This window comes from Rhodopseudomonas sp. G2_2311, from assembly GCF_047501505.1.
Taxonomy (GTDB): Bacteria; Pseudomonadota; Alphaproteobacteria; order Rhizobiales; family Xanthobacteraceae; genus Rhodopseudomonas; species Rhodopseudomonas palustris_H.
In genome coordinates this window covers 242,764-263,391 of sequence record NZ_JAZDRK010000004.1, presented here as the reverse complement: position 1 = coordinate 263,391, position 20,628 = coordinate 242,764, and the positions used below count along the sequence as shown (strand labels likewise).

Annotated in this window: 20 protein-coding genes, 2 tRNA genes and 2 pseudogenes; 16 read left to right on the top strand and 8 right to left on the bottom strand. The window is 61.1% G+C overall.

The genetic code is table 11. The annotated features are described in order from the left end of the window. Window positions 1-20: 20 nt before the first annotated feature. The 6 genes from VRZ08_RS08935 (at window position 21) to VRZ08_RS08910 (ending at window position 3,420) form a co-directional block, all read left to right on the top strand. A tRNA-His gene (locus tag VRZ08_RS08935) sits at window positions 21-97 on the top strand. A gap of 226 nt (window positions 98-323) precedes the next feature. Beyond that, a complete protein-coding gene (gene cpaB / locus VRZ08_RS08930; protein ID WP_346295521.1) occupies window positions 324-1,136 on the top strand; it encodes a Flp pilus assembly protein CpaB in 813 nt (270 codons plus the stop codon). Between the two features lie 222 nt (window positions 1,137-1,358). Further along, a complete protein-coding gene (locus VRZ08_RS08925) occupies window positions 1,359-1,589 on the top strand; it encodes a hypothetical protein (RefSeq protein WP_107356741.1) in 231 nt (76 codons plus the stop codon). A gap of 139 nt (window positions 1,590-1,728) precedes the next feature. Next, window positions 1,729-2,064 carry a hypothetical protein gene (locus VRZ08_RS08920; protein ID WP_414532333.1) on the top strand — a complete coding sequence of 112 codons (336 nt, stop codon included), beginning with the start codon at window positions 1,729-1,731 and terminating at the stop codon, window positions 2,062-2,064. Window positions 2,065-2,157: 93 nt separating this feature from the next. Continuing rightward, window positions 2,158-2,535 carry a hypothetical protein gene (locus VRZ08_RS08915; RefSeq protein ID WP_414532332.1) on the top strand — a complete coding sequence of 126 codons (378 nt, stop codon included), beginning with the start codon at window positions 2,158-2,160 and terminating at the stop codon, window positions 2,533-2,535. Between the two features lie 210 nt (window positions 2,536-2,745). After that, the gene (locus VRZ08_RS08910; RefSeq protein ID WP_107356738.1) at window positions 2,746-3,420 is read left to right on the top strand and encodes a ParA family protein; all 675 of its coding nucleotides are present in this window, start codon (window positions 2,746-2,748) and stop codon (window positions 3,418-3,420) included. Between the two features lie 316 nt (window positions 3,421-3,736). Here VRZ08_RS08910 and VRZ08_RS08905 read toward each other — a convergent pair whose 3' ends face one another. Together VRZ08_RS08905 and trxB are read right to left on the bottom strand one after the other, a co-directional pair. Beyond that, window positions 3,737-4,660 (bottom strand): LysR family transcriptional regulator, encoded by a 924-nt coding sequence (locus VRZ08_RS08905; protein WP_012497402.1) that lies wholly within the window; start codon window positions 4,658-4,660, stop codon window positions 3,737-3,739. Window positions 4,661-4,668: 8 nt separating this feature from the next. Then, on the bottom strand, window positions 4,669-5,634 hold the full coding sequence (gene trxB / locus VRZ08_RS08900; protein ID WP_263989492.1) for a thioredoxin-disulfide reductase: 966 nt from the start codon (window positions 5,632-5,634) through the stop codon (window positions 4,669-4,671). 256 nt (window positions 5,635-5,890) lie between these two features. Between trxB and VRZ08_RS08895 the strand changes: the two genes are divergently transcribed. Continuing rightward, window positions 5,891-6,373: an Lrp/AsnC family transcriptional regulator gene (locus VRZ08_RS08895; protein ID WP_263989491.1), complete on the top strand. Its 483-nt coding sequence runs from the start codon at window positions 5,891-5,893 to the stop codon at window positions 6,371-6,373. 36 nt (window positions 6,374-6,409) lie between these two features. On the opposite strand, the gene VRZ08_RS08890 is transcribed toward VRZ08_RS08895, so the two are convergent. Then, on the bottom strand, window positions 6,410-6,820 hold the full coding sequence (locus VRZ08_RS08890) for a DoxX family protein (RefSeq protein WP_107345748.1): 411 nt from the start codon (window positions 6,818-6,820) through the stop codon (window positions 6,410-6,412). Between VRZ08_RS08890 and VRZ08_RS08885 the strand changes: the two genes are divergently transcribed. Next, the gene (locus VRZ08_RS08885) at window positions 6,819-7,031 is read left to right on the top strand and encodes a hypothetical protein (protein ID WP_414532331.1); all 213 of its coding nucleotides are present in this window, start codon (window positions 6,819-6,821) and stop codon (window positions 7,029-7,031) included. The two genes, VRZ08_RS08890 and VRZ08_RS08885, sit on opposite strands and share 2 nt — an antisense overlap. On the opposite strand, the gene greA is transcribed toward VRZ08_RS08885, so the two are convergent. From greA to VRZ08_RS08870, 3 genes are all read right to left on the bottom strand, one after another. After that, window positions 7,001-7,477 carry a transcription elongation factor GreA gene (gene greA / locus VRZ08_RS08880; protein WP_011159607.1) on the bottom strand — a complete coding sequence of 159 codons (477 nt, stop codon included), beginning with the start codon at window positions 7,475-7,477 and terminating at the stop codon, window positions 7,001-7,003. The two genes, VRZ08_RS08885 and greA, sit on opposite strands and share 31 nt — an antisense overlap. A 223-nt stretch (window positions 7,478-7,700) precedes the next feature. After that, entirely contained in the window at window positions 7,701-11,030 is a 3,330-nt protein-coding gene (gene carB, locus VRZ08_RS08875) for a carbamoyl-phosphate synthase large subunit (RefSeq protein WP_346295517.1), read from the bottom strand. Between the two features lie 175 nt (window positions 11,031-11,205). Then, window positions 11,206-11,280, bottom strand: a tRNA-OTHER gene (locus VRZ08_RS08870). A gap of 306 nt (window positions 11,281-11,586) precedes the next feature. Here VRZ08_RS08870 and msrA point away from each other — a divergent pair. The 3 genes and pseudogenes from msrA (at window position 11,587) to VRZ08_RS08855 (ending at window position 13,221) form a co-directional block, all read left to right on the top strand. Then, window positions 11,587-12,297, top strand: a complete 711-nt coding sequence (msrA, locus tag VRZ08_RS08865) for a peptide-methionine (S)-S-oxide reductase MsrA (RefSeq protein WP_414532330.1) — start codon at window positions 11,587-11,589, stop codon at window positions 12,295-12,297. A gap of 29 nt (window positions 12,298-12,326) precedes the next feature. Further along, window positions 12,327-12,743, top strand: a pseudogene (gene msrB / locus VRZ08_RS08860) (peptide-methionine (R)-S-oxide reductase MsrB). 232 nt (window positions 12,744-12,975) lie between these two features. Next, a complete protein-coding gene (locus VRZ08_RS08855; protein WP_408018168.1) occupies window positions 12,976-13,221 on the top strand; it encodes a hypothetical protein in 246 nt (81 codons plus the stop codon). 33 nt (window positions 13,222-13,254) lie between these two features. On the opposite strand, the gene VRZ08_RS08850 is transcribed toward VRZ08_RS08855, so the two are convergent. Together VRZ08_RS08850 and VRZ08_RS08845 are read right to left on the bottom strand one after the other, a co-directional pair. Then, window positions 13,255-13,593 carry a hypothetical protein gene (locus VRZ08_RS08850; protein ID WP_414532329.1) on the bottom strand — a complete coding sequence of 113 codons (339 nt, stop codon included), beginning with the start codon at window positions 13,591-13,593 and terminating at the stop codon, window positions 13,255-13,257. 390 nt (window positions 13,594-13,983) lie between these two features. Further along, window positions 13,984-14,725: pseudogene (locus tag VRZ08_RS08845) on the bottom strand (leucine zipper domain-containing protein); the annotation flags it as partial. A 281-nt stretch (window positions 14,726-15,006) separates the two neighbouring features. On the opposite strand from VRZ08_RS08845, the gene VRZ08_RS08840 reads away from it, so the two are divergent. From VRZ08_RS08840 to VRZ08_RS08820, 5 genes are read left to right on the top strand one after another with little or no spacing between them, the layout of a single operon-like run. Further along, window positions 15,007-16,218, top strand: a complete 1,212-nt coding sequence (locus VRZ08_RS08840) for a glycosyltransferase family 4 protein (RefSeq protein ID WP_414532328.1) — start codon at window positions 15,007-15,009, stop codon at window positions 16,216-16,218. A gap of 28 nt (window positions 16,219-16,246) precedes the next feature. Further along, the gene (locus tag VRZ08_RS08835) at window positions 16,247-17,110 is read left to right on the top strand and encodes a dTDP-4-dehydrorhamnose reductase family protein (protein ID WP_414532327.1); all 864 of its coding nucleotides are present in this window, start codon (window positions 16,247-16,249) and stop codon (window positions 17,108-17,110) included. Between the two features lie 13 nt (window positions 17,111-17,123). Next, on the top strand, window positions 17,124-18,128 hold the full coding sequence (locus tag VRZ08_RS08830) for a polysaccharide biosynthesis protein (protein WP_414532326.1): 1,005 nt from the start codon (window positions 17,124-17,126) through the stop codon (window positions 18,126-18,128). Beyond that, window positions 18,118-19,257 carry a non-hydrolyzing UDP-N-acetylglucosamine 2-epimerase gene (gene wecB / locus VRZ08_RS08825; protein WP_414532325.1) on the top strand — a complete coding sequence of 380 codons (1,140 nt, stop codon included), beginning with the start codon at window positions 18,118-18,120 and terminating at the stop codon, window positions 19,255-19,257. Before VRZ08_RS08830 ends, wecB begins: the two co-directional genes overlap by 11 nt. Beyond that, entirely contained in the window at window positions 19,254-20,228 is a 975-nt protein-coding gene (locus VRZ08_RS08820; RefSeq protein ID WP_414532324.1) for a UDP-glucose 4-epimerase family protein, read from the top strand. The genes wecB and VRZ08_RS08820 overlap by 4 nt, the downstream gene beginning before the upstream one ends. Window positions 20,229-20,628 lie beyond the last annotated feature (400 nt).

The following is a 20,628-nucleotide window of genomic DNA, read 5'->3' as shown; positions in this document are numbered from 1 at the left end:
CCGCCTCGGCCGCGCCGGATGCAGTTGTAGCTCAGTTGGTTAGAGCGCCTGTCTGTGGAACAGGAGGTCGGTGGTTCGAGCCCACCCAACTGTACCACTCCTAAAATCTCTCTTTTCAGATCGATCAGCCGCCGAAATCGAGCGGACCGACGCGCTTGGCCTGCCCCTACGCGCCCGACACCGCGTGCGCAAGCCCGCGGGTGTGCGGCACTCCCATAATACCGCTCCGGAGAGATTCTTCGTATTCACCTTAACTCTATCTTGATGCGCCTCGACCTAAGATTGCGACAAGTTGCGTTGAGTTTAGTAACCGGAGTTTGCGGATGCGCCTGAGTAAGCCGCGCATTGTCGTTTTGGGCATTGCTCTCGCCGCCGGCGCTGCTGCCGCGTTCCTGGCGAGCAGTTCGGACTCGGAGCGACCCCGCCAGGTCGCGGAGCCGACTCCGCAACTCCAGACCGTCGATGTTCTCGTCGCGAAATCGAATATCGCGCTTGGACAGCTCGTCACCCCTTCGGATGTCCGCTGGCAGAGCTGGCCTGCTGATAGCGCCAGCGAGCACTTTCTCCGCCGCGACAAGATGCCGAACACCGAAGCCTTCCTCGCCGGGACAATCGCTCGCTCGCCGTTCGTTGCCGGCGAGCCGATCCGCGAAGTCAAACTGGTGAAGCCCAACGGCTCCGGCTTCATGGCGGCGATCCTGCCGACCGGCATGCGCGCCGTCTCGACGGAGATTTCGCCGGAGACCAGCGCCGGCGGCTTTATTCTTCCCAACGACAAAGTCGACGTGATCCTGACCAAGCGTGACAAAAGCTCTGACATTCCCGGCGCCAAGGACACGGTGACGTCGACGACGATCCTGACGAATGTGCGCGTGCTCGCGATCGACCAGCTGCCCAAGGAGCGGGAAGGGCAGAACAACGTGATCGGCAAGACGGCGACCCTCGAGCTCACAGGCGATCAAGCCGAGGTGCTGACACGGGCCCGGCAGTCCGGCACGCTGTCGCTCGCGCTGCGCAGCATGGCGGATGCCCGGCTTGTGGCCGAGGCATCGGATCAAGGCGACAAGCAGATCACCGTGTACAAAGGCACGGACAAAGAGCTCTACAGCTGCGCGCCTCTCTGCGAACGCAGGTGAGCCTTCCAAGCACCCCCACGAGGCGGTGAGCCTACCAAGGTGGGCCACCACGCCTTGCCGGCGCTGCGCGGCGACTGAATTACCCCACACCACCCTGCCGAGATCGTCCCCCTGCCGGCCGCTTCCCGAGCGGGCGGCCGCCATCGCGTTGTGGCATTCCGTTCGGAACGGAATGGCGGACGGTCACGTTGCTTGAAGCGAAACAAAGCGCGGGGAGCCGGCATGACCGACCGGGAATTGAGCGATCAGGCGATCGCCGTGTTGGTGGATGTGGCCCGGACAGCCGGCCGCGACCTCAATGCGGGCCAGCGGCTCGAACTCGACCGGCTGGTTTCGGATGGCCTGGTGGCCGTCAGTCATTCCGGCGATCCGGCCGGGCAGCGTCATTATCGTCTCACCGTGGCGGGGCAAACCGCTTTGGACCAACGCGGCGTCGGCGCCAACGAAGCTTAGCGTCCAGGCTTGTCGCAAGGCTGCTCGCGCGCTGCTTGCGAATTCCTCGCGCCTCCCGCACACTCCCCCAATCATCCAAATAACAACAAGGCGGCCGAACGCCTGCGGGGAAACGTCAGCACAGCAGGGGTGGCCATCCATGATCTCGACCCATTCGATCTCGCCGCGCGTCGTTCGTCGTCATGGTCTTGTTCTGGCCGCCAGTTTTGGTCTGTCACTGATTGCAGGTGCGGCGCTGGCCTACACCGCCGAGCAGCAGCAGGCGTGTACGGGCGACGCGATGCGGTTGTGCGGTGCGTTCGTTCCGGACGTCGACCGGATCACCGTCTGCATGGTGCAGAACAAAGCGCAGCTCACACCGGCCTGCCGCGCACACTTCGGGCCGACGCCGGTGGCGATGCAGACAAACGAGGCCGTGCGCCGCAAACCGACCAGCCTCAAGCCCCGCAAACCTCACAAGCGCGAGCGGCAGTAACTGACAAAGCCTCCGCGGTTCCGGGATCTGCGCGACAGCTTGCCGCGTTGGTGCCGAAATCGACGCGCATATCTCGCGCCTGAGGAGAGCTTTGTGACAGAGATCGATCACCGCGCCGAACTCGACCGCCATCTGCAGTGGTTCGAGTCCAAGCTACCACCCCGGCCGGCGCATTTCGTCGGCTGGCTGCGGCGGCCGTCATCAAAGTACGTTCGGCTGCCCCTCGGCGTCGCCCTGGTTGGCGGCGGCATGCTGAGCTTTCTGCCGGTCTTGGGGCTATGGATGCTGCCGCTCGGCATGGTGCTGATCGCCCAGGACGTGCCGGTGCTGGAGAAGCCGACCGCACGGACGCTGAACTGGATCGAGCGCAAATGGCTGGAGCGGCAACGCGGCCGCGGTGCGGATACTAAGCCGTTCGATGCTGATCAGCAGCCGGCGGGCTCTGATACATCCGCCAAGAAAGCGGCCTGATCAGCAGCGTTGTCATCAAGCCGCTATTCAAAAACCGTCTTCGGGACTCAATGAGAGCCTGTGCGCTGCGTCAATCCCGGAACTGGTGTGACTCAAAAACCAGCCGATCGCTACAATCTGGCGAGGCGATGATCACTGCCTGCAATTTTATCTTTCACGAATCAACGAGCTGATTCACTTTGCCGCCAAGGTCAATCGGGAGGCCAGGGTATGAACGTCATCGTTTTTGCTTCGCGTAAAGGCGGCTCGGGAAAAAGTACCCTGGCTGCTCACTTGGCTGCACAGGTCCATAAAGCCTCGCGTCCGTGTCTGCTGATCGATGCCGATCCGCAGGGCTCGCTGACGCTGTGGCATAAGCTTCGCGGTACCAACGAGCCGCCGCTGCGGACCGCAACGCGCTCGATCACCGACATCGTGGCCGCCGCCAAGCGCGATGGCATCGAATGGATCTTCGTTGATACGCCGCCGAACCTGTCCGCCGTGGTCGACGATGCGATCCGCAACGCCACGATGGTGATCATTCCGGCGCGACCCGGCGTGTTCGACGTCAACGCGGTGCAGGATACGATCCAGACCTGCCGCTCGCACCGCAAGCCCTACGCGGTGGTGCTCAACGGCGCCCCGGCGCTGCGTGACGAGGTCGAAAGCCGGATCGTCACCATCGCGCGCGATGCGCTGGCCAAGTTCAAGGCTCCGGTCTGGGGCGGGCAGATCACCAATCGTGCCGATCTTCTGATGGCGCTCGGTGAAGGTCAGGGCGCCCGCGAATACGCCGCCGAAGGCCGCGCGGCCTACGAGATCAACCGGCTCTGGGCGGCGATCGAACGCTCGGTGAAGGCGATCCGCGGGGCCGGAAATTCCGGCATGCACAAGCAGGCGGCTTGATCGCAAACCAACACGACTGCAGCGCGCGGCCACCCGCGCGTTTTTTCATGCGTTGTTGCGACCGATCGCCGCGTGCGCGCGGACAGATGATTGCGCAGAAAAAAACCGGGCCCACGAAGAGCCCGGTCTAAGGTCTTTGGCCTGATAGGCCGACACAATCACCTTCCAAGAGGGATAGCTGAGCCGCCGCGCCACTGGAGGAGGGGGACTTGATGCAGCGCGACCCCTCAACGTGAGAACGATTTGATCCGCGATCCGGCGGCCCGGCAAGCGGGCCCCCCGCATGTCAGACATGCGGAGCCCCGGGAGCGACAAATCAGCCCGGCCAGCGTTGCGCCTTGTTGACCACGAAGTCGCGGAACACCTGCACCCGCGCCACCGTCTTCAATTCCTCCGGATAGACGAAGTACGTGTCGAGCTGGATTGAATCTTCCTCGCCGAACAACTGCACCAGACGGTTGGTGTCCTCGATCAGGTAATCCGGCAGCGCGGCGATGCCGAGGCCCTGCTGGCAGGCGCGCACCAGGCCGAGGATGTTGTTGACCTTGAAGTAGGGCTCGCGCGGACCCATGCCGTTGCGACCGGCTTCGATCAGCCAGCTGCGGTTTTGCAGATGCGGCGGCACCTGGCTGTCGCTCAGCATGATCAGCCGGTGATTGTCGAGATCCTCCAGCGTCCGCGGCGTGCCGAAGTTCTTGATGTACTCCGGCGAGCAATAGGCGTGGAAGCCGATCGAGAACAGCTTGCGCTGGATCAGGTCGGGTTGGGTCGGCTTGCGGGTGCGGATCGCGACGTCGGCTTCGCGCATCGACAGGTCGAGCTCTTCGTCGGTGACGATCAGCGAGATCCGGATCTCTGGATACAGCGCGGTGAATTCGCCGAGCCGCGGCACCAGCCAGTGGATGCCGAGCCCCGGCGTCGTGGTGACCTTGAGGTCGCCGCTCGGCCGCTCGCGGCTGTCGGTGAGCTTGGCGCGGGCCGCCTGCAACTGCATGAACACGTCATGCGCGGTGCGGAACAGCAGATCGCCCTGTTCGGTGAGGATCAGGCCGCGGGCGTGGCGGTGAAACAGCGACACCGAGAGCTCCTGCTCCAGTGCGCTGACCTGCCGCGACACCGCCGACTGCGACAGCCCGAGCTGCTCGCCGGCATGGGTGAAACTCCCCGCTTCGGCAGCGGCATGAAAGACCTTCAGCTTATCCCAGTCCATATCGGTGAACCCGTCGCGGTGTCGCGCCATCCAGAGAGTTATTCGGCCGCTTGGCGGTCGCCGGCGCGCAGCGCCAGGAAGCGTTCGGCTTCGAGAGCCGCCATACAGCCCATTCCGGCTGCGGTGACGGCTTGGCGGTAGGTCTCGTCGGCGACGTCGCCGGCGGCGAACACGCCAGGTACCGAGGTTGCGGTCGAATTCGCCGCGACCTCGACATAACCGGACGGTTTGAGCTTGATCTGGTCTTTGAACAGCTCCGTCGCCGGCGCATGACCGATCGCGATGAACACGCCGTCGGCCTTGACCTCGCTGGTCGTGCCGCTCTTGACGTTCTTCAGGCGCACATGGGTGACCTTGGTGGGGGTCTCGGCGCCGCAGATCTCATCGACCGCGACGTCCCAGATCACCTTGATCTTCGGATGCTTGAACAGCCGGTCCTGCAGGATGCGTTCGGCACGGAAGTGGTCGCGCCGGTGCACGATGGTGACGCTGGCGGCGAAGTTGGTCAGGAACAGCGCTTCCTCGACCGCGGTGTTGCCGCCGCCGATGACCACGACATCCTTGCCGCGATAGAAGAAGCCGTCGCAGGTGGCGCAGGCCGAGACGCCGAAGCCCTTGTAGGTCTGCTCCGACGGAATACCGAGCCAGCGCGCCTGAGCGCCGGTGGCGAGGATCAGCGTGTCGGCCAGATAGACGTCGCCGCTGTCGCAGGTCAGCCGGAAGGGCCGCTGGCTGAGGTCGAGATCGACCACGAGGTCGGTCTTGATCCGGGTGCCGACATGCAGCGCCTGCTTCTCCATCTGCTCCATCAGCCAGGGGCCTTGGATCACATCGGCGAAGCCGGGGTAGTTTTCGACGTCGGTGGTGATGGTGAGCTGACCGCCGGGCTGCATGCCCTGGATCAAGATTGGCTCCAGCATCGCGCGAGAGGCGTAGATCGCGGCGGTATAACCAGCGGGCCCGGATCCAATGATCACGACCTTGGCTTGAACCGGACTCGGCATGAATCAGTCCCCGAAACTGAGGGCGGCGCGACGCAGGGAAAGGCCTGGCTGGGGCATCGCCAATGGGCGGAAGATCAGACAGAAGTCTATGTTATTTGGCGAGCTATGCAAGATTTGCAATACCTCCGTGCAGGATTTCCCACCAAGATTGGAAAACGAGCTGTGAGCATCGCGAAATAAAATTACCCAAATTTCGCGGGGTGCGCTAAGAGAGGCTGTTTCTAAGCCGAATCCGCCTTGCGGGAATAGCACCAGCGTGACCAAGAGCCTCGACCAGATCGACCTCAAGATCCTGCAGGAAATTCAGGACGACGGCCGAATCACCAATGTCGAACTGGCCAAACGGGTCGGGATTTCGCCGCCGCCGTGTCTGCGGCGGGTGCGGACGCTGGAGGAAGAGGGCTACATCCTCGGCTATCGCGGGCTGCTCGATCCTGCGCATCTCGGCTTCGACGTCACCGTGTTCGCCTCGGTGCATTTGTCGAGCCAGGCCGAGGCTGACCTGCGCGGGTTTGAGGAATTCGTCCGCAACGAGCCGCTGGTACGCGAGTGCTGGATGCTGTCGGGCGAAGTCGACTTCATCCTGAAGTGTGTCGCGCCCGACATGGCGACGTTCCAGAGTTTTGTCGCCCATCTCACCGCCGCCCCGCACGTCCGCAACGTCCGCACCTCCCTGGTGCTCCGCAATTCGAAATACGCCGCCGCGGTGCCGCTGGAGCTAAAGGCGGCGACGACCTGAGGCCGCCGCCGCGATCGTTTCAGGGCTGCTGCAGTGTCAGCGATCGCGCCGCAGGATACGATCGAGGCTGATCGGTCCGCCGCCCGTCGTCACCAAGTACAAGCACGTGAAGCACATCGCGATCGCCAGGCTGCCGCCGTTCAGGAGAGGCAGCCAGACCGGCGTTGCGCCCTTGAAGACGTGGCCGAGGAAATACGCGAACGCCATCTCGCCGGACAGGATGAAGGCGACCGGGCGGGTGAACAGGCCGAGCATCAGCAGCGCGCCGAGGATCAGCTCCAGGCTGCCCGCCGCGCCATACAGCGAGAACAGCTCGACCTTGGCGAACATCGGCACAGCGGGAAATTTGAACAGCTTGGCCACGCCGTATTGAAACAGCAGCAAACCGGTGATGAAGCGGAGCAGGCTCAGGGCAAACGGCTGCCAGCGCGCGAACGACTGATTCATGGACGATCCTGATTTTCGAGGTGGGCAGTCGCGGCCGAGCAAGAATGCCGCCGACCGTACGGAACCTTGCCGCAACACCATGGCACCAGCGACTGAATTCACCGTGAGCCGTTTGAGTTCGGGCAACAAAAAAGCCGCGGCAAAGCGCGGCTTTTTCGTTTCGTTCGCGGTGTGCGCTGGTCAGCGCCACTCGACCTTGGCGATCTCGTAAGCCTTGGCGCCGCCGGGGGCGACCACTTCGACCGAGGAGCCCGCTTTCTTGCCGATCAGCGCCCTCGCCAGCGGCGAGGTGATCGAGATCTTTCCCTTCTTGGCGTCGGCTTCGGCCTCACCGACGATCTGCCACACCGCCTTCTTCTCGGTGTCCTCGTCGATCAGGGTGACGGTGGCGCCGAATTTGACGGTGTCGCCCGACAGCTTGCTGACGTCGATGATGTCCGCGCGCGCCAGCTTGTCCTCGAGTTCGTTGATCCGGCCCTCGTTATGGGACTGCTCTTCCTTGGCCGCGTGATATTCGGCATTTTCCGAGAGGTCGCCATGGGAGCGCGCTTCGGCGATATGCTCGATGATGCGCGGACGGTCCACCGACTGGCGATGCTTCAACTCGTCCGAAAGTGCGGCGTACCCGCTCGCAGTCATCGGTATCTTTTCGACCATCGTCTCTTCATCCTTCAAGAATACGTTGCGGATCGCCGAACCCTGCTCGCCCGCAACGTCGTCGGGTGTTTACGGCGGCGCCGCGCCTGTGCGGCGTCCGAAGTCGGTTCAAAACGGCACCAGAGCTGTCCGGCAAACGCCGGAGAGAACAATTCCAATGCGGGCGGGTTCCCCGGCCTGACGGCCTGTCAGTCGATAGCCGGCCGCTCGGGCCGGGCGACGATCAGCTTTCGGAAAAGTAGCTCTGCAGGGTCCGGACCTCAAGGTCCCCATCCAAATAGGCCCGGATGCCCTTTGCGGCGGCCACCGCGCCCGAAAGAGTGGTGTAATAGGGAACTTTATGCAAGAGGGCAGCGCGCCGCAGCGACCGGCTGTCGGCCAGCGCCTGCGGTCCCTCGGTGGTGTTGAACACCAGTTGCACTTCGCCGTTCATGATGGCGTCGACGATGTGCGGACGGCCTTCCAGCACCTTGTTGATCTTCTCCGCCGGCACACCGTGGTCCGCCAGATAGCGCTGGGTTCCGGAGGTGGCGATCACCCTGAAGCCGACCGAGTGCAGCAGCTTCACGGCGTCGAGGATCCGCGCCTTGTCGCTTTCGCGGACCGACACGAACACGGTGCCCTTGCGCGGCACGCGGGTGCCGCCGCCGAGCTGGCTCTTGGCGAAGGCGACCTCGAATGAACGATCGAGCCCCATCACTTCGCCGGTCGAGCGCATCTCCGGGCCGAGCACAGTGTCGACACCCGGGAAACGCGCAAACGGGAACACCGATTCCTTGACGCCGACATGGTCGAGCGTGCGCTTCTTCAGGCCGAGGTCGGCGATCTTCTCGCCGGCCATGATTCGCGCCGCGAGCTTGGCGACCGGCATGCCGATCACCTTGGCGACGAACGGCACGGTACGGGACGCGCGCGGATTGACCTCCAGCACGTAGATCTCGCCGTCCTTGATGGCGTACTGCACATTCATCAGGCCGACGACGTCGAGGCCGAGCGCCAATTCGCGGGTCTGGCGTTCCAGCTCGGCGATGGTCTCGGCGCTGAGCGAGTGCGGAGGCAGCGAGCAGGCCGAGTCGCCGGAGTGAATGCCGGCCTCTTCGATGTGCTCCATGATGCCGACGATGAAAGTGTCCTTGCCGTCCGACAGGCAGTCCACGTCGACTTCCGTCGCGTCCGACAGATAGCGGTCGAACAGCAGCGGGTTGGTGCCGAGCACGGTGTTGATCTGCCCGGTCTTGTCGTTTGGATAGCGTGCCTTGACGTCGCCTGGCACCAGCTCGGGCAAGGTGCCGAGCAGATAATCGCTGAGCTGATTGTCCTCGCGGATGATCTGCATGGCGCGGCCGCCGAGCACGTAAGACGGACGCACCACCAGCGGCAGGCCGAGTTCGGCCGCGACCAGGCGAGCCTGTTCGACCGAGTAGGCGATGCCGTTCTTCGGCTGCTTCAGCCGCAGCTTGTCGAGGATGCGCTTGAAGCGATCGCGGTCCTCGGCGAGGTCGATCGCGTCCGGCGAGGTGCCGAGGATCGGCACGTCGGCCGCTTCCAGCGCGCGCGCCAGCTTCAGCGGGGTCTGGCCGCCGAACTGTACGATCACGCCGCGCAGCGTGCCGTTGGAGCGCTCGGTGTCGATGATCTCGAGCACGTCTTCGGCGGTCAGCGGCTCGAAATAGAGTCGGTCCGCGGTGTCATAGTCGGTCGACACCGTTTCCGGGTTGCAGTTGACCATGATCGATTCGTAGCCGGCGTCATGCAGCGCGAAGCAGGCATGGCAGCAGCAGTAGTCGAACTCGATGCCCTGGCCGATCCGGTTCGGACCGCCGCCGAGGATGATCACCTTCTGCTTGTCCGATGGCCGGCTTTCGTCCGACGCTGGGCCGGCGAACGGCGCCTCGTAGGTCGAATACATGTAGGCGGTCGGCGAAGCGAACTCCGCCGCGCAGGTGTCGATGCGCTTGAACACCGGGCGGACGCCGAGCGCACGGCGCTTGTCCTTGACCTCGGCCTCGGTGGTGTTGGCCAGCACGGCGAGGCGGGCGTCGGAGAAGCCCATCGCCTTCAGGGTGCGCATGCCGAATGAGTGATCCGGCAGGCCCGCGTCGCGGACCCGGGCCTCCATGTCGACGATGCCGCGGAGCTGCGCCAGGAACCAGGGGTCGATCTTGCAGGAGTTGAAGATCTCTTCGTCCGACCAGCCGAGGCGCATCGCCTGCGCGACCTGCAGCAGCCGGCTCGGCGTCGGGGTGCCGAGCGCCGCGCGAATCGCATTCTTGTCGTCGCCGCGGCCGAGACCTTCGATCTCGATCTCGTCGAGACCGGTGAGGCCGCTCTCAAGGCCGCGGAGCGCCTTCTGCAGACTCTCCTGGAAGGTGCGGCCGATCGCCATTACCTCGCCGACCGATTTCATCGCGGTGGTCAGGTTGGCGGAGGCGCCGGGGAATTTCTCGAAGGCGAACCGCGGAATCTTGGTGACGACATAGTCGATCGTCGGCTCGAACGACGCCGGCGTTGCACCGCCGGTGATGTCGTTGGCGATTTCATCGAGCGAATAGCCGACCGCCAGCTTGGCGGCGACCTTGGCGATTGGGAAGCCGGTGGCTTTCGACGCCAGAGCCGACGAACGCGACACCCGCGGGTTCATTTCGATCACGACCAGCCGGCCGTCATCCGGGTTGACCGCGAACTGCACGTTGGAGCCGCCGGTCTCCACCCCGATCTCGCGCAGCACCGCCAGCGAGGCGTCGCGCATGATCTGGTATTCTTTGTCGGTCAGGGTCAGCGCCGGCGCCACGGTGATCGAATCGCCGGTGTGCACGCCCATCGGGTCGAGATTCTCGATCGAGCAGACGATGATGCAGTTGTCGTGCTTATCGCGCACGACCTCCATCTCGTATTCCTTCCAGCCGAGGATCGATTCTTCGATCAGCACCTCGTTGGTCGGGGAGGCGTCGATGCCGCGCTCGACGATCTCGATGAACTCGGCCTTGGTGTAGGCGATGCCGCCGCCGGTGCCGCCCATCGTGAACGACGGCCGGATCAGCGCCGGGAAGCCGATCTCGTCGAGCGCGCGCAGCGCGTCGGGCAGGCTCTTCACCTGGCGCGAGTTCGGGGTTTCGAGCCCGATCTTGGTCATCGCCTCGCGGAACCGTTCGCGGTCCTCGGCCTTGTCGATGGCGTCGGCGGTGGCGCCGATCATCTCGACGTCGAATTTCTCCAGCGTGCCGAGCTTGCGCAACGACAGCGCGCAGTTCAGCGCGGTCTGGCCGCCCATCGTCGGCAGCAGCGCGAAGCCGCCGGGGATGACGTAGCGCTCCTTTTCGATGATCTTGGCGACGATCTCAGGGGTGATCGGCTCGATATAGGTCGCGTCCGCCAGCTCCGGATCGGTCATGATCGTCGCCGGATTGGAGTTGACCAGGACGACCCGGTAGCCCTCCTGCTTCAGCGCCTTGACCGCCTGCGTGCCGGAATAGTCGAATTCGCAGGCCTGGCCGATCACGATGGGACCGGCCCCGATGATGAGGATGGTGGAGATGTCGGTTCGTTTGGGCATCAAATCTCGCTGACGCGGGCGGAAATCGCGGGCACAAAAAAAGGGCGCGCAGCCGCGCGTCCCTCAGGTCTTCAAGCGCCGGGCCGTCCCAGGCGCGCGGGAGGTGTCTTAGACCAGTTTCCCGGGCGGCGAAAGGGCTTCGAGCCGCCCGTCAACCGGCAATTTCGGCAAGATCTGGAGGCCCAGCCTGGACTTGAACCAGGAAAAAGAGCGTTGCACCGCCCCCGCGTTAATCTTCCGCCACCGGGCCGAGCGCATCTTGGCACTTCACGAAGGGGTGATCCAGCCCGACGAGCGGCTATCCTTAATGGAAAGCGCCCGCCGCGGTCGGCCGTTCAGGATTGGGAAGCGCGCCAATCGCGGTTCGGCGGCTAAGGCGGCCTGCGCGGTGCAAACGCACCGAATTGACCCGCCCGCGATGGCGCGGACTCTGTCCTGATGGGACGGCCGGTCACGAACTCGTGTCCGCGCCAGCGTAACAGCCCGGCGCGAGCCCCGTATCTTGAGCGCAACAGCCAGGCCGATGGCTTCGGCATCAACCTCGCGAGGACAGCTCATGCGCGCTTCATTTGGTCGTCTTGCTCTCTGCGCCGCCGCTGTGGGGGCGCTGGCGTGGTCCGCTCTCGGACCGTCTCGGGCGGCCGAGGAGCCAGTGGTGATTCCGCCGCCGCAGCTCGATGCCAAAGAGGCCGGCGGGATTCAGACCGCCGTATTCGCCGGCGGCTGCTTCTGGGGCGTGCAGGGCGTGTTCCAGCACACGGCGGGCGTGATCAATGCGTTGTCGGGCTATGCCGGCGGTAGCAAGGCGAGCGCGAGCTATCCGCTGGTCTCGACCGGTACGACGGGGCATGCGGAGGCGGTCGAGGTCAAATACGATCCGAAGCGGATCTCCTACGGCAAGCTGCTGCAGATCTATTTCTCGGTCGCGCATGATCCGACGCAGCTCGATCGCCAGGGCCCCGACACCGGGCCGCAATATCGCTCGGCGATCTTCACCACCAGCGACGAGCAGAAGCGGATCGCCGACGCCTATATCGCGCAGCTCGACGGCGCCAAGGTGTATGGCGCGCCGATCGTCACCAAGGTCGGGCCGCTGAAGGGATTTTATGCCGCGGAGGCCTACCACCAGGACTATCTGACGCTGCACCCCACTCAGCCCTATATTGCCTACAATGACCTGCCGAAGATTGAGGCCCTGAAGAAGCTGTTTCCGACGGAGTATCTCGACAAGCCGACGCTGGTGAGCAGCGTCAAGGCCACTAACTGACGGCGGGGCTCGACAGTTCAGGAGGAGCGATGTCTGACACCAAGACCACCACGCCCGGCAAGGTTCAGAAGAGCGAAGCCGAATGGCGCAAGGAGCTGACGTCGATGCAGTACGCCGTGCTGCGCGAGAAGGCGACCGAGCGGCCGTACACCGGAGAGTATGAATACGAGACGCGGCCCGGCACCTATGTGTGCGCCGGCTGCGGTCAGACGCTGTTCGAGTCCGATGCCAAGTTTGACTCCGGCTGCGGCTGGCCGAGCTTCACTGCGCCGGCGGCGACGGGGGCGATCGACGAGTAGCGCGACGTCAGCCACGGTATGATCCGCACCGAAGTGCTGTGCTCACGCTGCAGCGGCCACCTCGGCCACGTGTTTCCCGATGGCCCCGGGCCGACCGGGCTGCGCTACTGCATCAATTCGGCGGCACTGAAGCTGCAGCCGAAATAGCGGGGCGCAATTGGGTACGATCATCAGCGAAGCGGGCGTCCTTGGCGCCCGCTTTTTGTTTGTGCAGTTCACAAAAGCGAAGCGAATTCATTCGGATAGCGCAATCGTGGCGACCTTGAGTCGCAAATCCGCGCATCGTGCCTATATGAAGAGGATCGGAATTGAAGCCGCCGGTGCCGATCAAGATCGCTTCCGTGTGGCCCATCACCCTAGTCAGGAGGCCACTTCCACCATGGCGTTCAGCTACGATACAGCCGCCGAACTGTTTCCCGCAGCGATCCGCAAGAAACGCCGGACCGGCGTCGCTTATCGCCGCTTCAGCAGGGCGGCCGAAGCGGTGCGCTACGCGATCGAGGAATTGCCGGCGGATTGCCTGAACGGCGCCTATCTGCAGGTCGACGAAGCCCGCTTCGACCACAAGGGCATCCGCACCCTTTACGAGAGCGACGACTATCCGCTGCAGCGCCGGGCGTCGTGATCGCACCAGGTCCGCGACAGCACCGGACCTGGTCTAGAACGCCCTGAAGCTCTGCGTGTCGCAGCGATCGACGATCGCGGCAAACCGATAGGTCTCGAGTTTGCCGCTCTTGTAGAACAGCGCGTAGGTCTGCCGCGTCTGATCCGGTGCCTTGCTGCGCAGGCAGACGATCCACGGCGTGACGGTGACCGGATCGGCCTCAATCGGACCGGCGATCTCCCAAGGCTGCGGCAGCTTGGCTTCATCGCCGACCTTCTTCAGATCAACCGCCATCACCGCCGCCTTCGGCGCCTTGTCGCCGCCATCCGGCAACGCATCGAGAATCGACGAGCAGCCGGCGAGGGAGAAGCACGCCGTCAGGCCGACTGCCATCCACGCAATGTCGCCGAAACGTCGAATAGGGTGGTCTCCGTCCGCTGGGTCCCGGCTCACTTCCAAGCTGCACGGGCTGCAATGATCGCACCCATCTAGTCGATCTCGGTCGACAAATCAAAACGGGTGCCCGCGACCAGAGATAGAGCGTCGCAGTTTCAGATCGTCTGATTATACACGCCGACCTCGGGATGCTGGCGCAGCACGATCGTCGGCATCAGAATCACGCCGACCTTGTCGGCGAAGAGCTTTCTCACCGGTGTCGTCGACCACGCCGCAGCGATCGATCGGCCTTATGCTGCAGCACCGCGTCGCGGATGGCGTGCAGCATCTCCATGTCTTCGGGGTTGGGATTGTGTTCGGGGCAGGCCGTGGCGACCGCGTTCGAGTCGAAGTCGGATAGGCCAGCGCGTAGGCCCATTCCCTAAGAGCGCTCTGGATAAAGCGCTCGGCCTTGACGTTGGTTTTCGGCGTGTAGGGCCTGGTCCGGAGATGCTTGAGCGCCGAGGGCGTGGCAGGCGTTGCGGAAATCAGCCGATTTGTAGCAACTGCCGTTGTCGGTCATAATGCGGCTGATGGTGACGCCAAGCCTAGCGTAGTATGCGACTGCGGCCTTTAAGATGGTGATCGCGCTGACGGCCTTCTCGTCCGGGAAAATCTGCGAGAATGCGACACGTGAGGCGTCGTCGATGCAGACGTTGACGAACTCTCAGCCGACGCCGCGGCTGTTGCTTTGGCTGGTGCGATCGCTGGTGATGCGATGGCCGATCTTGTCGAAGCGGCCGAGCTACTTGATGTCGATGTGGATCATGTCGCCGGGATGGGCGGTGACGGTGGCCGGCGATAGGCCGAGATCGGCGGCGATCGGGTTGCCGGTCAGACGCTGACAGCGCAACCGTTCGACCTGTTCCACGGTCGCCACTGGCGTCGGCTGGTACAGCCGCCGCGGCCGCGAGGAGCGATCTGCAAGTCCTGCGCGCCCTTCGGCCTCGAACCGGGCGCCCACTTAAGGGCCGTTCGCGGGCCCACGCCTGCGGCTTGTGCGGCCTTCGGCGTCTGCCCGCTCAACACCCGCTTGCACCAACCGCTCTCGACCAATCGGCGTCAAACGGGCATTCTTGTGAATGTTCATCCGGTCCCTCATTGGACACTGAAGCTTCGCAACCAGCATCCTCGATCCGGACCGGATGGACCACCTATTGAAACCTCACAGCGAGGCGCCAGAGGTCATCGACCTGAGCGAGCAAGTTTGCTCAGTAAAACCTGGCTTCAACGGCGTAGACCGTCATGATTGAGGGGCCGCAAAATTCGAACTAGATTGAAAACCTTCGATGCCTGACGGAGGAGCCAAGTGGCGCCCATGTGGCTATCGTTAGAGTGAGGCACTAGTCCCCCCCCATGAGAGTCTTAGTTGTGAGTCAGCATTTCTGGCCGGAAACATTCCGAATCAACGAGGTCGTCGAATCGTTGATGGATGCCGGTTGCGAAGTTACGGTTCTGGCCGGCCAGCCAAACTATCCTGATGGCAAAATCTTTGCTGGTTATGGAGCTGCAAGGGCAGGACGTTCACGACATCCTGCTGGTTATACGATCTGTCGAGTTCCGATCATTCCGAGAGGGAAAAGTGGTGCACTGCGTTTGTTCGCGAACTATATGTCTTTCGTGGTCAGTGCGGCAGTCATTGGTCCGTTTTTGTTGCGCGGTCAGACATATGACGTCGTGTTCGTCTATGCGATCTCACCTATTCTTCAGGCCATTCCGGCGATCTTCATCCGATATCTCAAGAGCGCTAGCTTGGTGATCTGGGTACAGGATCTTTGGCCCAGGAGCCTCGAAGCAACTGGTTATGTCAAGAATTCTTGGATTTTGGCTTCGGTTGCTGCCGTCACGAAGTGGATCTATTCCCGTGCGGATCTGTTACTGGTGCCGTCAAGAGGCTTGGGAAGGCTCATCGCTCCAGCAGCCGCCTCAACGAGGATTGCCTTCCATCCCAATCCCGCGGAGACGGCTGTGAGCGCAGATCATAGCTCGCAGCCAATCAGCGTCGAGTTTCCTTTGGGTTTCAGTGTCGTATTTGCTGGCAATATCGGTACTGCACAAGCGCTTGACACGGTGATTGATGCGGCCGAACTCCTGATTAATGAAAAAGACATTCATTTTCAACTGATTGGCAGTGGCAGTAGATTGGCGTACTTGATGGACGAAGTTCGCCGTCGAAGGCTATCCAATGTAAGCTTCCCAGGACGCTATCCTCCCGAGGCGATGAGTCAGATTTATGCTCGGTCTTCAGCGCTGCTTGCAAGTCTCGTGCATGACGATGGTCTGGCCGAGGTAATTCCTAGTAAGGTGCAGACTTATCTCGCAGCTGGCCGTCCAATCATCGCCGCCCTCGAAGGCGAGGGAGCGGAGATCGTCCGTAGTTCGGGAGCCGGGCTGGTCGTTCCTCCCGAAGATTGCAGAGCTTTAGTCGATGCCATTCTTCGCCTGAAGCGGATGCCAAAGGCCGAACAGGATGCTATGGGGGACGCTGGACGGAAATTCTTCCGAGAGCATTTCGATCCAAAACGCCTAGCGGCGGCTTTGACGTCTCACTTCGAAGATGCCATTTCCAGTCGTCGCCGATAGCGGTTGTTTGCGGGGACGAGACCAGTACATGTCTAACACAAGAATCCTTGTTCTTGGCGCGGCCGGAATGCTTGGCAACGCCGTCTATCGTTTCATGTCGCAAATTGGACGATTTGATGTTCGGGGAACCGTTCGCTCGACGAACTCCGTGGCCCCGTTCTCTGCGGAGTTACGAGATCGACTGATGTCGAATGTCGATCTCGACAATTTCGACACGCTCTCCGACGTGCTTCGAAAATCCCGGCCTGACGTCGTGATCAATTGTGTGGGGTTAGTGAAACAGTTGAGTGCGGCAAACGATCCGCTCCTTGCAGTTCCCGTGAATACAATGCTGCCGCACCGTCTCGCGCGGCTGTGCGCACTGGGAGGAGCTCGGCTTGTGCATGTCAGCACCGATTGCGTCTTCGATGGCAAGAAAGGCTCGTATACGGAGAGCGACGTCCCCAACGCATATGATCTCTACGGCCGGAGCAAGCTGCTCGGGGAAGTTGACTATCCCAATGCGGTTACGTTGCGCACCTCGATTATCGGTCATGAATTGAGCGGAGCTCATGGCTTGATCGACTGGTTCCTCTCGCAGAAAGGGCCCGTACGGGGGTTTTCCAGAGCGATTTTTTCAGGTCTCCCGACGGTCGAATTGGCGCGTGTGATGGCTGAATACGTCATCCCTGCAAGAGATCTGACAGGCGTCTACCACGTTTCGGCCGAGCCGATCAGCAAGCTGGACTTGCTTCGACTCGTGGCTACTCGTTACGGACACACTTCGGAGATTGTGCACGATGACGAAGTGGTGATCGACCGCTCTCTCAATTCTGGGCGCTTCAGGCGTGCAACCGGGTACGAGCCGCCCTCTTGGCCGACCTTAGTGTCGGCTATGCATGATTTCGGTTAAGCGAGCAGGATAGATGTTCACAGAAAAGACGTTGCTGATCACAGGTGGCACCGGATCATTCGGGAATGCGGTGTTGACCCGGATGCTTGGCATGAACTTCGGTGAAATTAGGATTTTTAGCCGCGATGAGAAGAAGCAGGAGGATATGAGGAACCGGTTGCGGTCGGATCGCGTCAAATTCTATATTGGAGATGTACGAGACTACGACGCTGTACTTGATGCCGTTCGAGGGGCTAACTACGTCTTTCACGCGGCCGCGCTCAAACAGGTGCCATCATGTGAATTCTATCCAATGGAGGCGATTCGGACCAATGTTTTGGGTGCCGAGAACGTAATGCGCGCGTCGATTGCGCGCGGCGTCGAGCGCTGTGTGGTATTAAGCACCGACAAGGCGGTCTATCCCATCAACGCCATGGGGATGTCTAAGGCGATGATGGAAAAGGTCATGGCAGCAAAGGCACGACTGGCCACTCCTAGTGGAGCTGTCCTGTGTGCGACGCGTTATGGCAACGTCATGGCCTCGCGCGGCTCAGTCATTCCACTGTTTCTGGATCAGTTGAAGAACGGACTGCCGGTGACCATTACCGATCCAAACATGACGCGGTTTCTGATGTCGTTGGAGGAATCGGTGGATTTGGTCTTATACGCGTTTCAGTATGCCCAGCCTGGCGACATCTTTGTTCAGAAAGCTCCCGCATGTACGGTTGGCTTTCTTGCGAAAGCGATGCATGAGCTCTTCAAAGGTCAGTCACCGATCAAGGTAATCGGCACGCGTCATGGTGAAAAGTTGTACGAAACGTTAGTTTCGCGTGAGGAGATGGCCAAAGCGGAAGATCTTGGTAATTACTACCGCATTCCCTCCGACAAGCGTGATCTTAACTATGACAAATATTTCGTCGAAGGGGAAGCCAGAGTGTCGAGGGCAGACGACTACACGTCCCACAACACGCGTCGGCTCAATCTCGACGAGGTAAAGAAGGTATTGCTCGGGTTGGATTTGATCCGTGATGCCCTCTAAGCTCAAGATCGCGACTGTCGTCGGGACACGACCCGAGATCATTCGACTGGCGCGTATCATCCCGCAATTTGATCGCCATTTCGACCATAGACTGGTTCACACTGGCCAGAACTACGATTATGAGTTGAACGAGGTGTTCTTTACTGAGCTTGGTATTCGTCAACCCGACGTTTATCTAAACGCGGCTGGAGAGAATGCCGCGATCACAATCGGAAAGGTGATCATCGCCGTCGATAAGGTCTTTCAGGAATTTGCCCCCGATGCGGTGCTGATCCTCGGAGATACGAATAGCTCCCTCGCTGCGATCGCCGCGAAACGACGTAAAATTCCGATTTTTCATATGGAGGCAGGGAATCGCTGCTTTGATTTCCGGGTGCCGGAGGAAATCAATCGCCGCATCGTCGATCATCTGGCTGATATCAACCTCACCTACAGCGAAATTGCACGACAATACCTCCTTCAGGAGGGCCTGCCGCCAGATCAAGTGATCAAGACAGGTAGCCCTATGCGCGAGGTCATCCAACATTATCGTCCGTTGATCGAAGCGTCTAACGTGCTATCGCGACTCGGATTACAGGAATGGAAGTATCTTTTGGTGAGCGCTCATCGTGAGGAGAATGTCGATTCTCCGAGCAGGCTGACAGATCTCCAAAATGTGTTAAACGTCCTGGCCGAACGGTTCGAAGAGCCGGTGGTTGTTTCGACCCATCCGAGGACCCGGGCCCGGCTGAATTCAATGAAACTGTCTGGTAATGGAAGAATCATCTGGCATAAGCCGTTTGGTTTTCCAGATTATGTCAGACTGCAGCTCGGCGCGCGTGCCGTCTTATCGGACAGTGGAACCATCACGGAGGAGTCCTCGATCCTGAATTTCCCCGCGCTGAATCTGCGCGAGGTTCACGAACGGCCAGAGGGCTTCGAAGAGGCGTCGGTGATGTTTGTGGGGCTCGATATAAACAGGGTCTTGCAGGGGCTTGACATCTTGGCGATGCAGCCACGGGGAAAGCAACGCGCACTGAGGTTGGTTGCGGACTACACACCCGATAATGTCTCTGAGAAGGTGCTCAGGATCATCCTGAGCTACACGGAGTTCGTAAATCAGCGAGTGTGGCGGAAGGATTTACAATGAAAGGCTCCCCGCCGAGCGTGTTGGTTACTGGGGTAAATGGATTTGTAGGATCGGCGCTCTGTCGCGAACTCGCAGCAATAGACGTGCCTTTCGTTGCGGCGTCGCGTTTAGGCGGTTCCTCGCAGATGGCTGGGCTCATCGATTTCCGCATCGATCAACTCGATGCAGACACGGATTGGCGTGGCGCGCTTGTCGCGAACGGGGTGGTCGTGCATCTTGCCGCTCGGGTCCACGTCCTGAATGAAGATAGTTCAGAGGCCGAAAATCTCTATTACGAGACCAATGTCGCGGCGACGCTCAATCTCGCAAGACAGGCCGCCGCGGCGGGTGTCAAACGATTTATCTTTGTGAGTTCTGTAAAGGTGAACGGTGAGGGGCAGAACGCTCCCTTCACCGAGTCGGATCGGCCCTCTCCCGTTGATGGCTATGCTCGGTCCAAATGGGAGGCTGAGAAGGGGCTTTCCGAGATCGCCGCTTCCTCAAAAATGGAATTGGTGATCTTGAGGCTGCCCTTGGTGTACGGCCCAGGCGTCAAGGCCAACTTTCTCCGGCTAATTTCGCTCGTAGACCGCGGCGTTCCGTTGCCGTTCGATGGGGTTCAAAATCGGCGCAGTATGATTTTTTTGGGCAATGCTGTCGATGCAATCTTGACGAGTTTGACTGCTCCAGGAGCAAAAGACCACACCTTCTTCTTGTCCGATAGAGAGGACGTCTCGACACCAGATCTTATTCGCCGACTAGCTATCGAACTAGGTCGTCCTGCTCGTTTGTTCTATGTGCCGCAGGCTTTGATCGAGCTCGTCGGAAAGATCACCGGAAGGAGCGAGGAAATTGATCGATTATTGGGAACGCTGTGCGTCGATAGCAACCTTATTGCTCGAACACTAGGATGGAGGCCGCCCTATTCAATGCAGCACGGTATCGCAGCAACAGTCTCTTGGTACCTCAGTTTGCGAGGAAGGGGTAGCTAAAGTTCGGATGGTGGGACCTAAGCTCGCACTCGAGCTGATGAGCACTAGAAGATAGATTCCCAACATCCATAATCTAAAACAAGAGCCAAAATTTGCTTGTCACTGCTGGTACAGCTCACCAGCGGGCTTTCACATAACGCTATGAAGGGTCAATTTCTGCAAAACTGGGTTTAGGGTATGCACTCAATCGGACCTATCTGAAGGGCATGAAGTCCAGACGATTTAGCGGAGCGGATGAGTGTCAATCCCCTTGGGCGATCTCAAGCTGAGGAACTCCCTGGCCACTATCGGATCATTCGGAGATTGAAGAGTCCGCTGGCTGCGGAGCACCAGGCATATCGTTCCCACAAGGCCCTTCAAAAGATGTTCGGCATTGCCACTGTGCAACTGGCGATCCCGT

Coding starts and splice junctions, on each gene's coding strand:
- msrA (WP_414532330.1), top strand. CDS start 11,587: ATGCGCGCTTCATTTGGTCGTCTTGCTCTCTGCGCCGCCGCTGTGGGG.
- wecB (WP_414532325.1), top strand. CDS start 18,118: ATGCCCTCTAAGCTCAAGATCGCGACTGTCGTCGGGACACGACCCGAG.
- VRZ08_RS08925 (WP_107356741.1), top strand. CDS start 1,359: ATGACCGACCGGGAATTGAGCGATCAGGCGATCGCCGTGTTGGTGGAT.
- VRZ08_RS08920 (WP_414532333.1), top strand. CDS start 1,729: ATGATCTCGACCCATTCGATCTCGCCGCGCGTCGTTCGTCGTCATGGT.
- cpaB (WP_346295521.1), top strand. CDS start 324: ATGCGCCTGAGTAAGCCGCGCATTGTCGTTTTGGGCATTGCTCTCGCC.
- VRZ08_RS08820 (WP_414532324.1), top strand. CDS start 19,254: ATGAAAGGCTCCCCGCCGAGCGTGTTGGTTACTGGGGTAAATGGATTT.
- VRZ08_RS08835 (WP_414532327.1), top strand. CDS start 16,247: ATGTCTAACACAAGAATCCTTGTTCTTGGCGCGGCCGGAATGCTTGGC.
- VRZ08_RS08830 (WP_414532326.1), top strand. CDS start 17,124: ATGTTCACAGAAAAGACGTTGCTGATCACAGGTGGCACCGGATCATTC.
- carB (WP_346295517.1), bottom strand. CDS start 11,030: ATGCCCAAACGAACCGACATCTCCACCATCCTCATCATCGGGGCCGGT.
- VRZ08_RS08850 (WP_414532329.1), bottom strand. CDS start 13,593: ATGGCAGTCGGCCTGACGGCGTGCTTCTCCCTCGCCGGCTGCTCGTCG.
- VRZ08_RS08890 (WP_107345748.1), bottom strand. CDS start 6,820: ATGAATCAGTCGTTCGCGCGCTGGCAGCCGTTTGCCCTGAGCCTGCTC.
- VRZ08_RS08905 (WP_012497402.1), bottom strand. CDS start 4,660: ATGGCGCGACACCGCGACGGGTTCACCGATATGGACTGGGATAAGCTG.
- VRZ08_RS08885 (WP_414532331.1), top strand. CDS start 6,819: ATGGACGATCCTGATTTTCGAGGTGGGCAGTCGCGGCCGAGCAAGAAT.
- trxB (WP_263989492.1), bottom strand. CDS start 5,634: ATGCCGAGTCCGGTTCAAGCCAAGGTCGTGATCATTGGATCCGGGCCC.
- VRZ08_RS08910 (WP_107356738.1), top strand. CDS start 2,746: ATGAACGTCATCGTTTTTGCTTCGCGTAAAGGCGGCTCGGGAAAAAGT.
- greA (WP_011159607.1), bottom strand. CDS start 7,477: ATGGTCGAAAAGATACCGATGACTGCGAGCGGGTACGCCGCACTTTCG.
- VRZ08_RS08855 (WP_408018168.1), top strand. CDS start 12,976: ATGGCGTTCAGCTACGATACAGCCGCCGAACTGTTTCCCGCAGCGATC.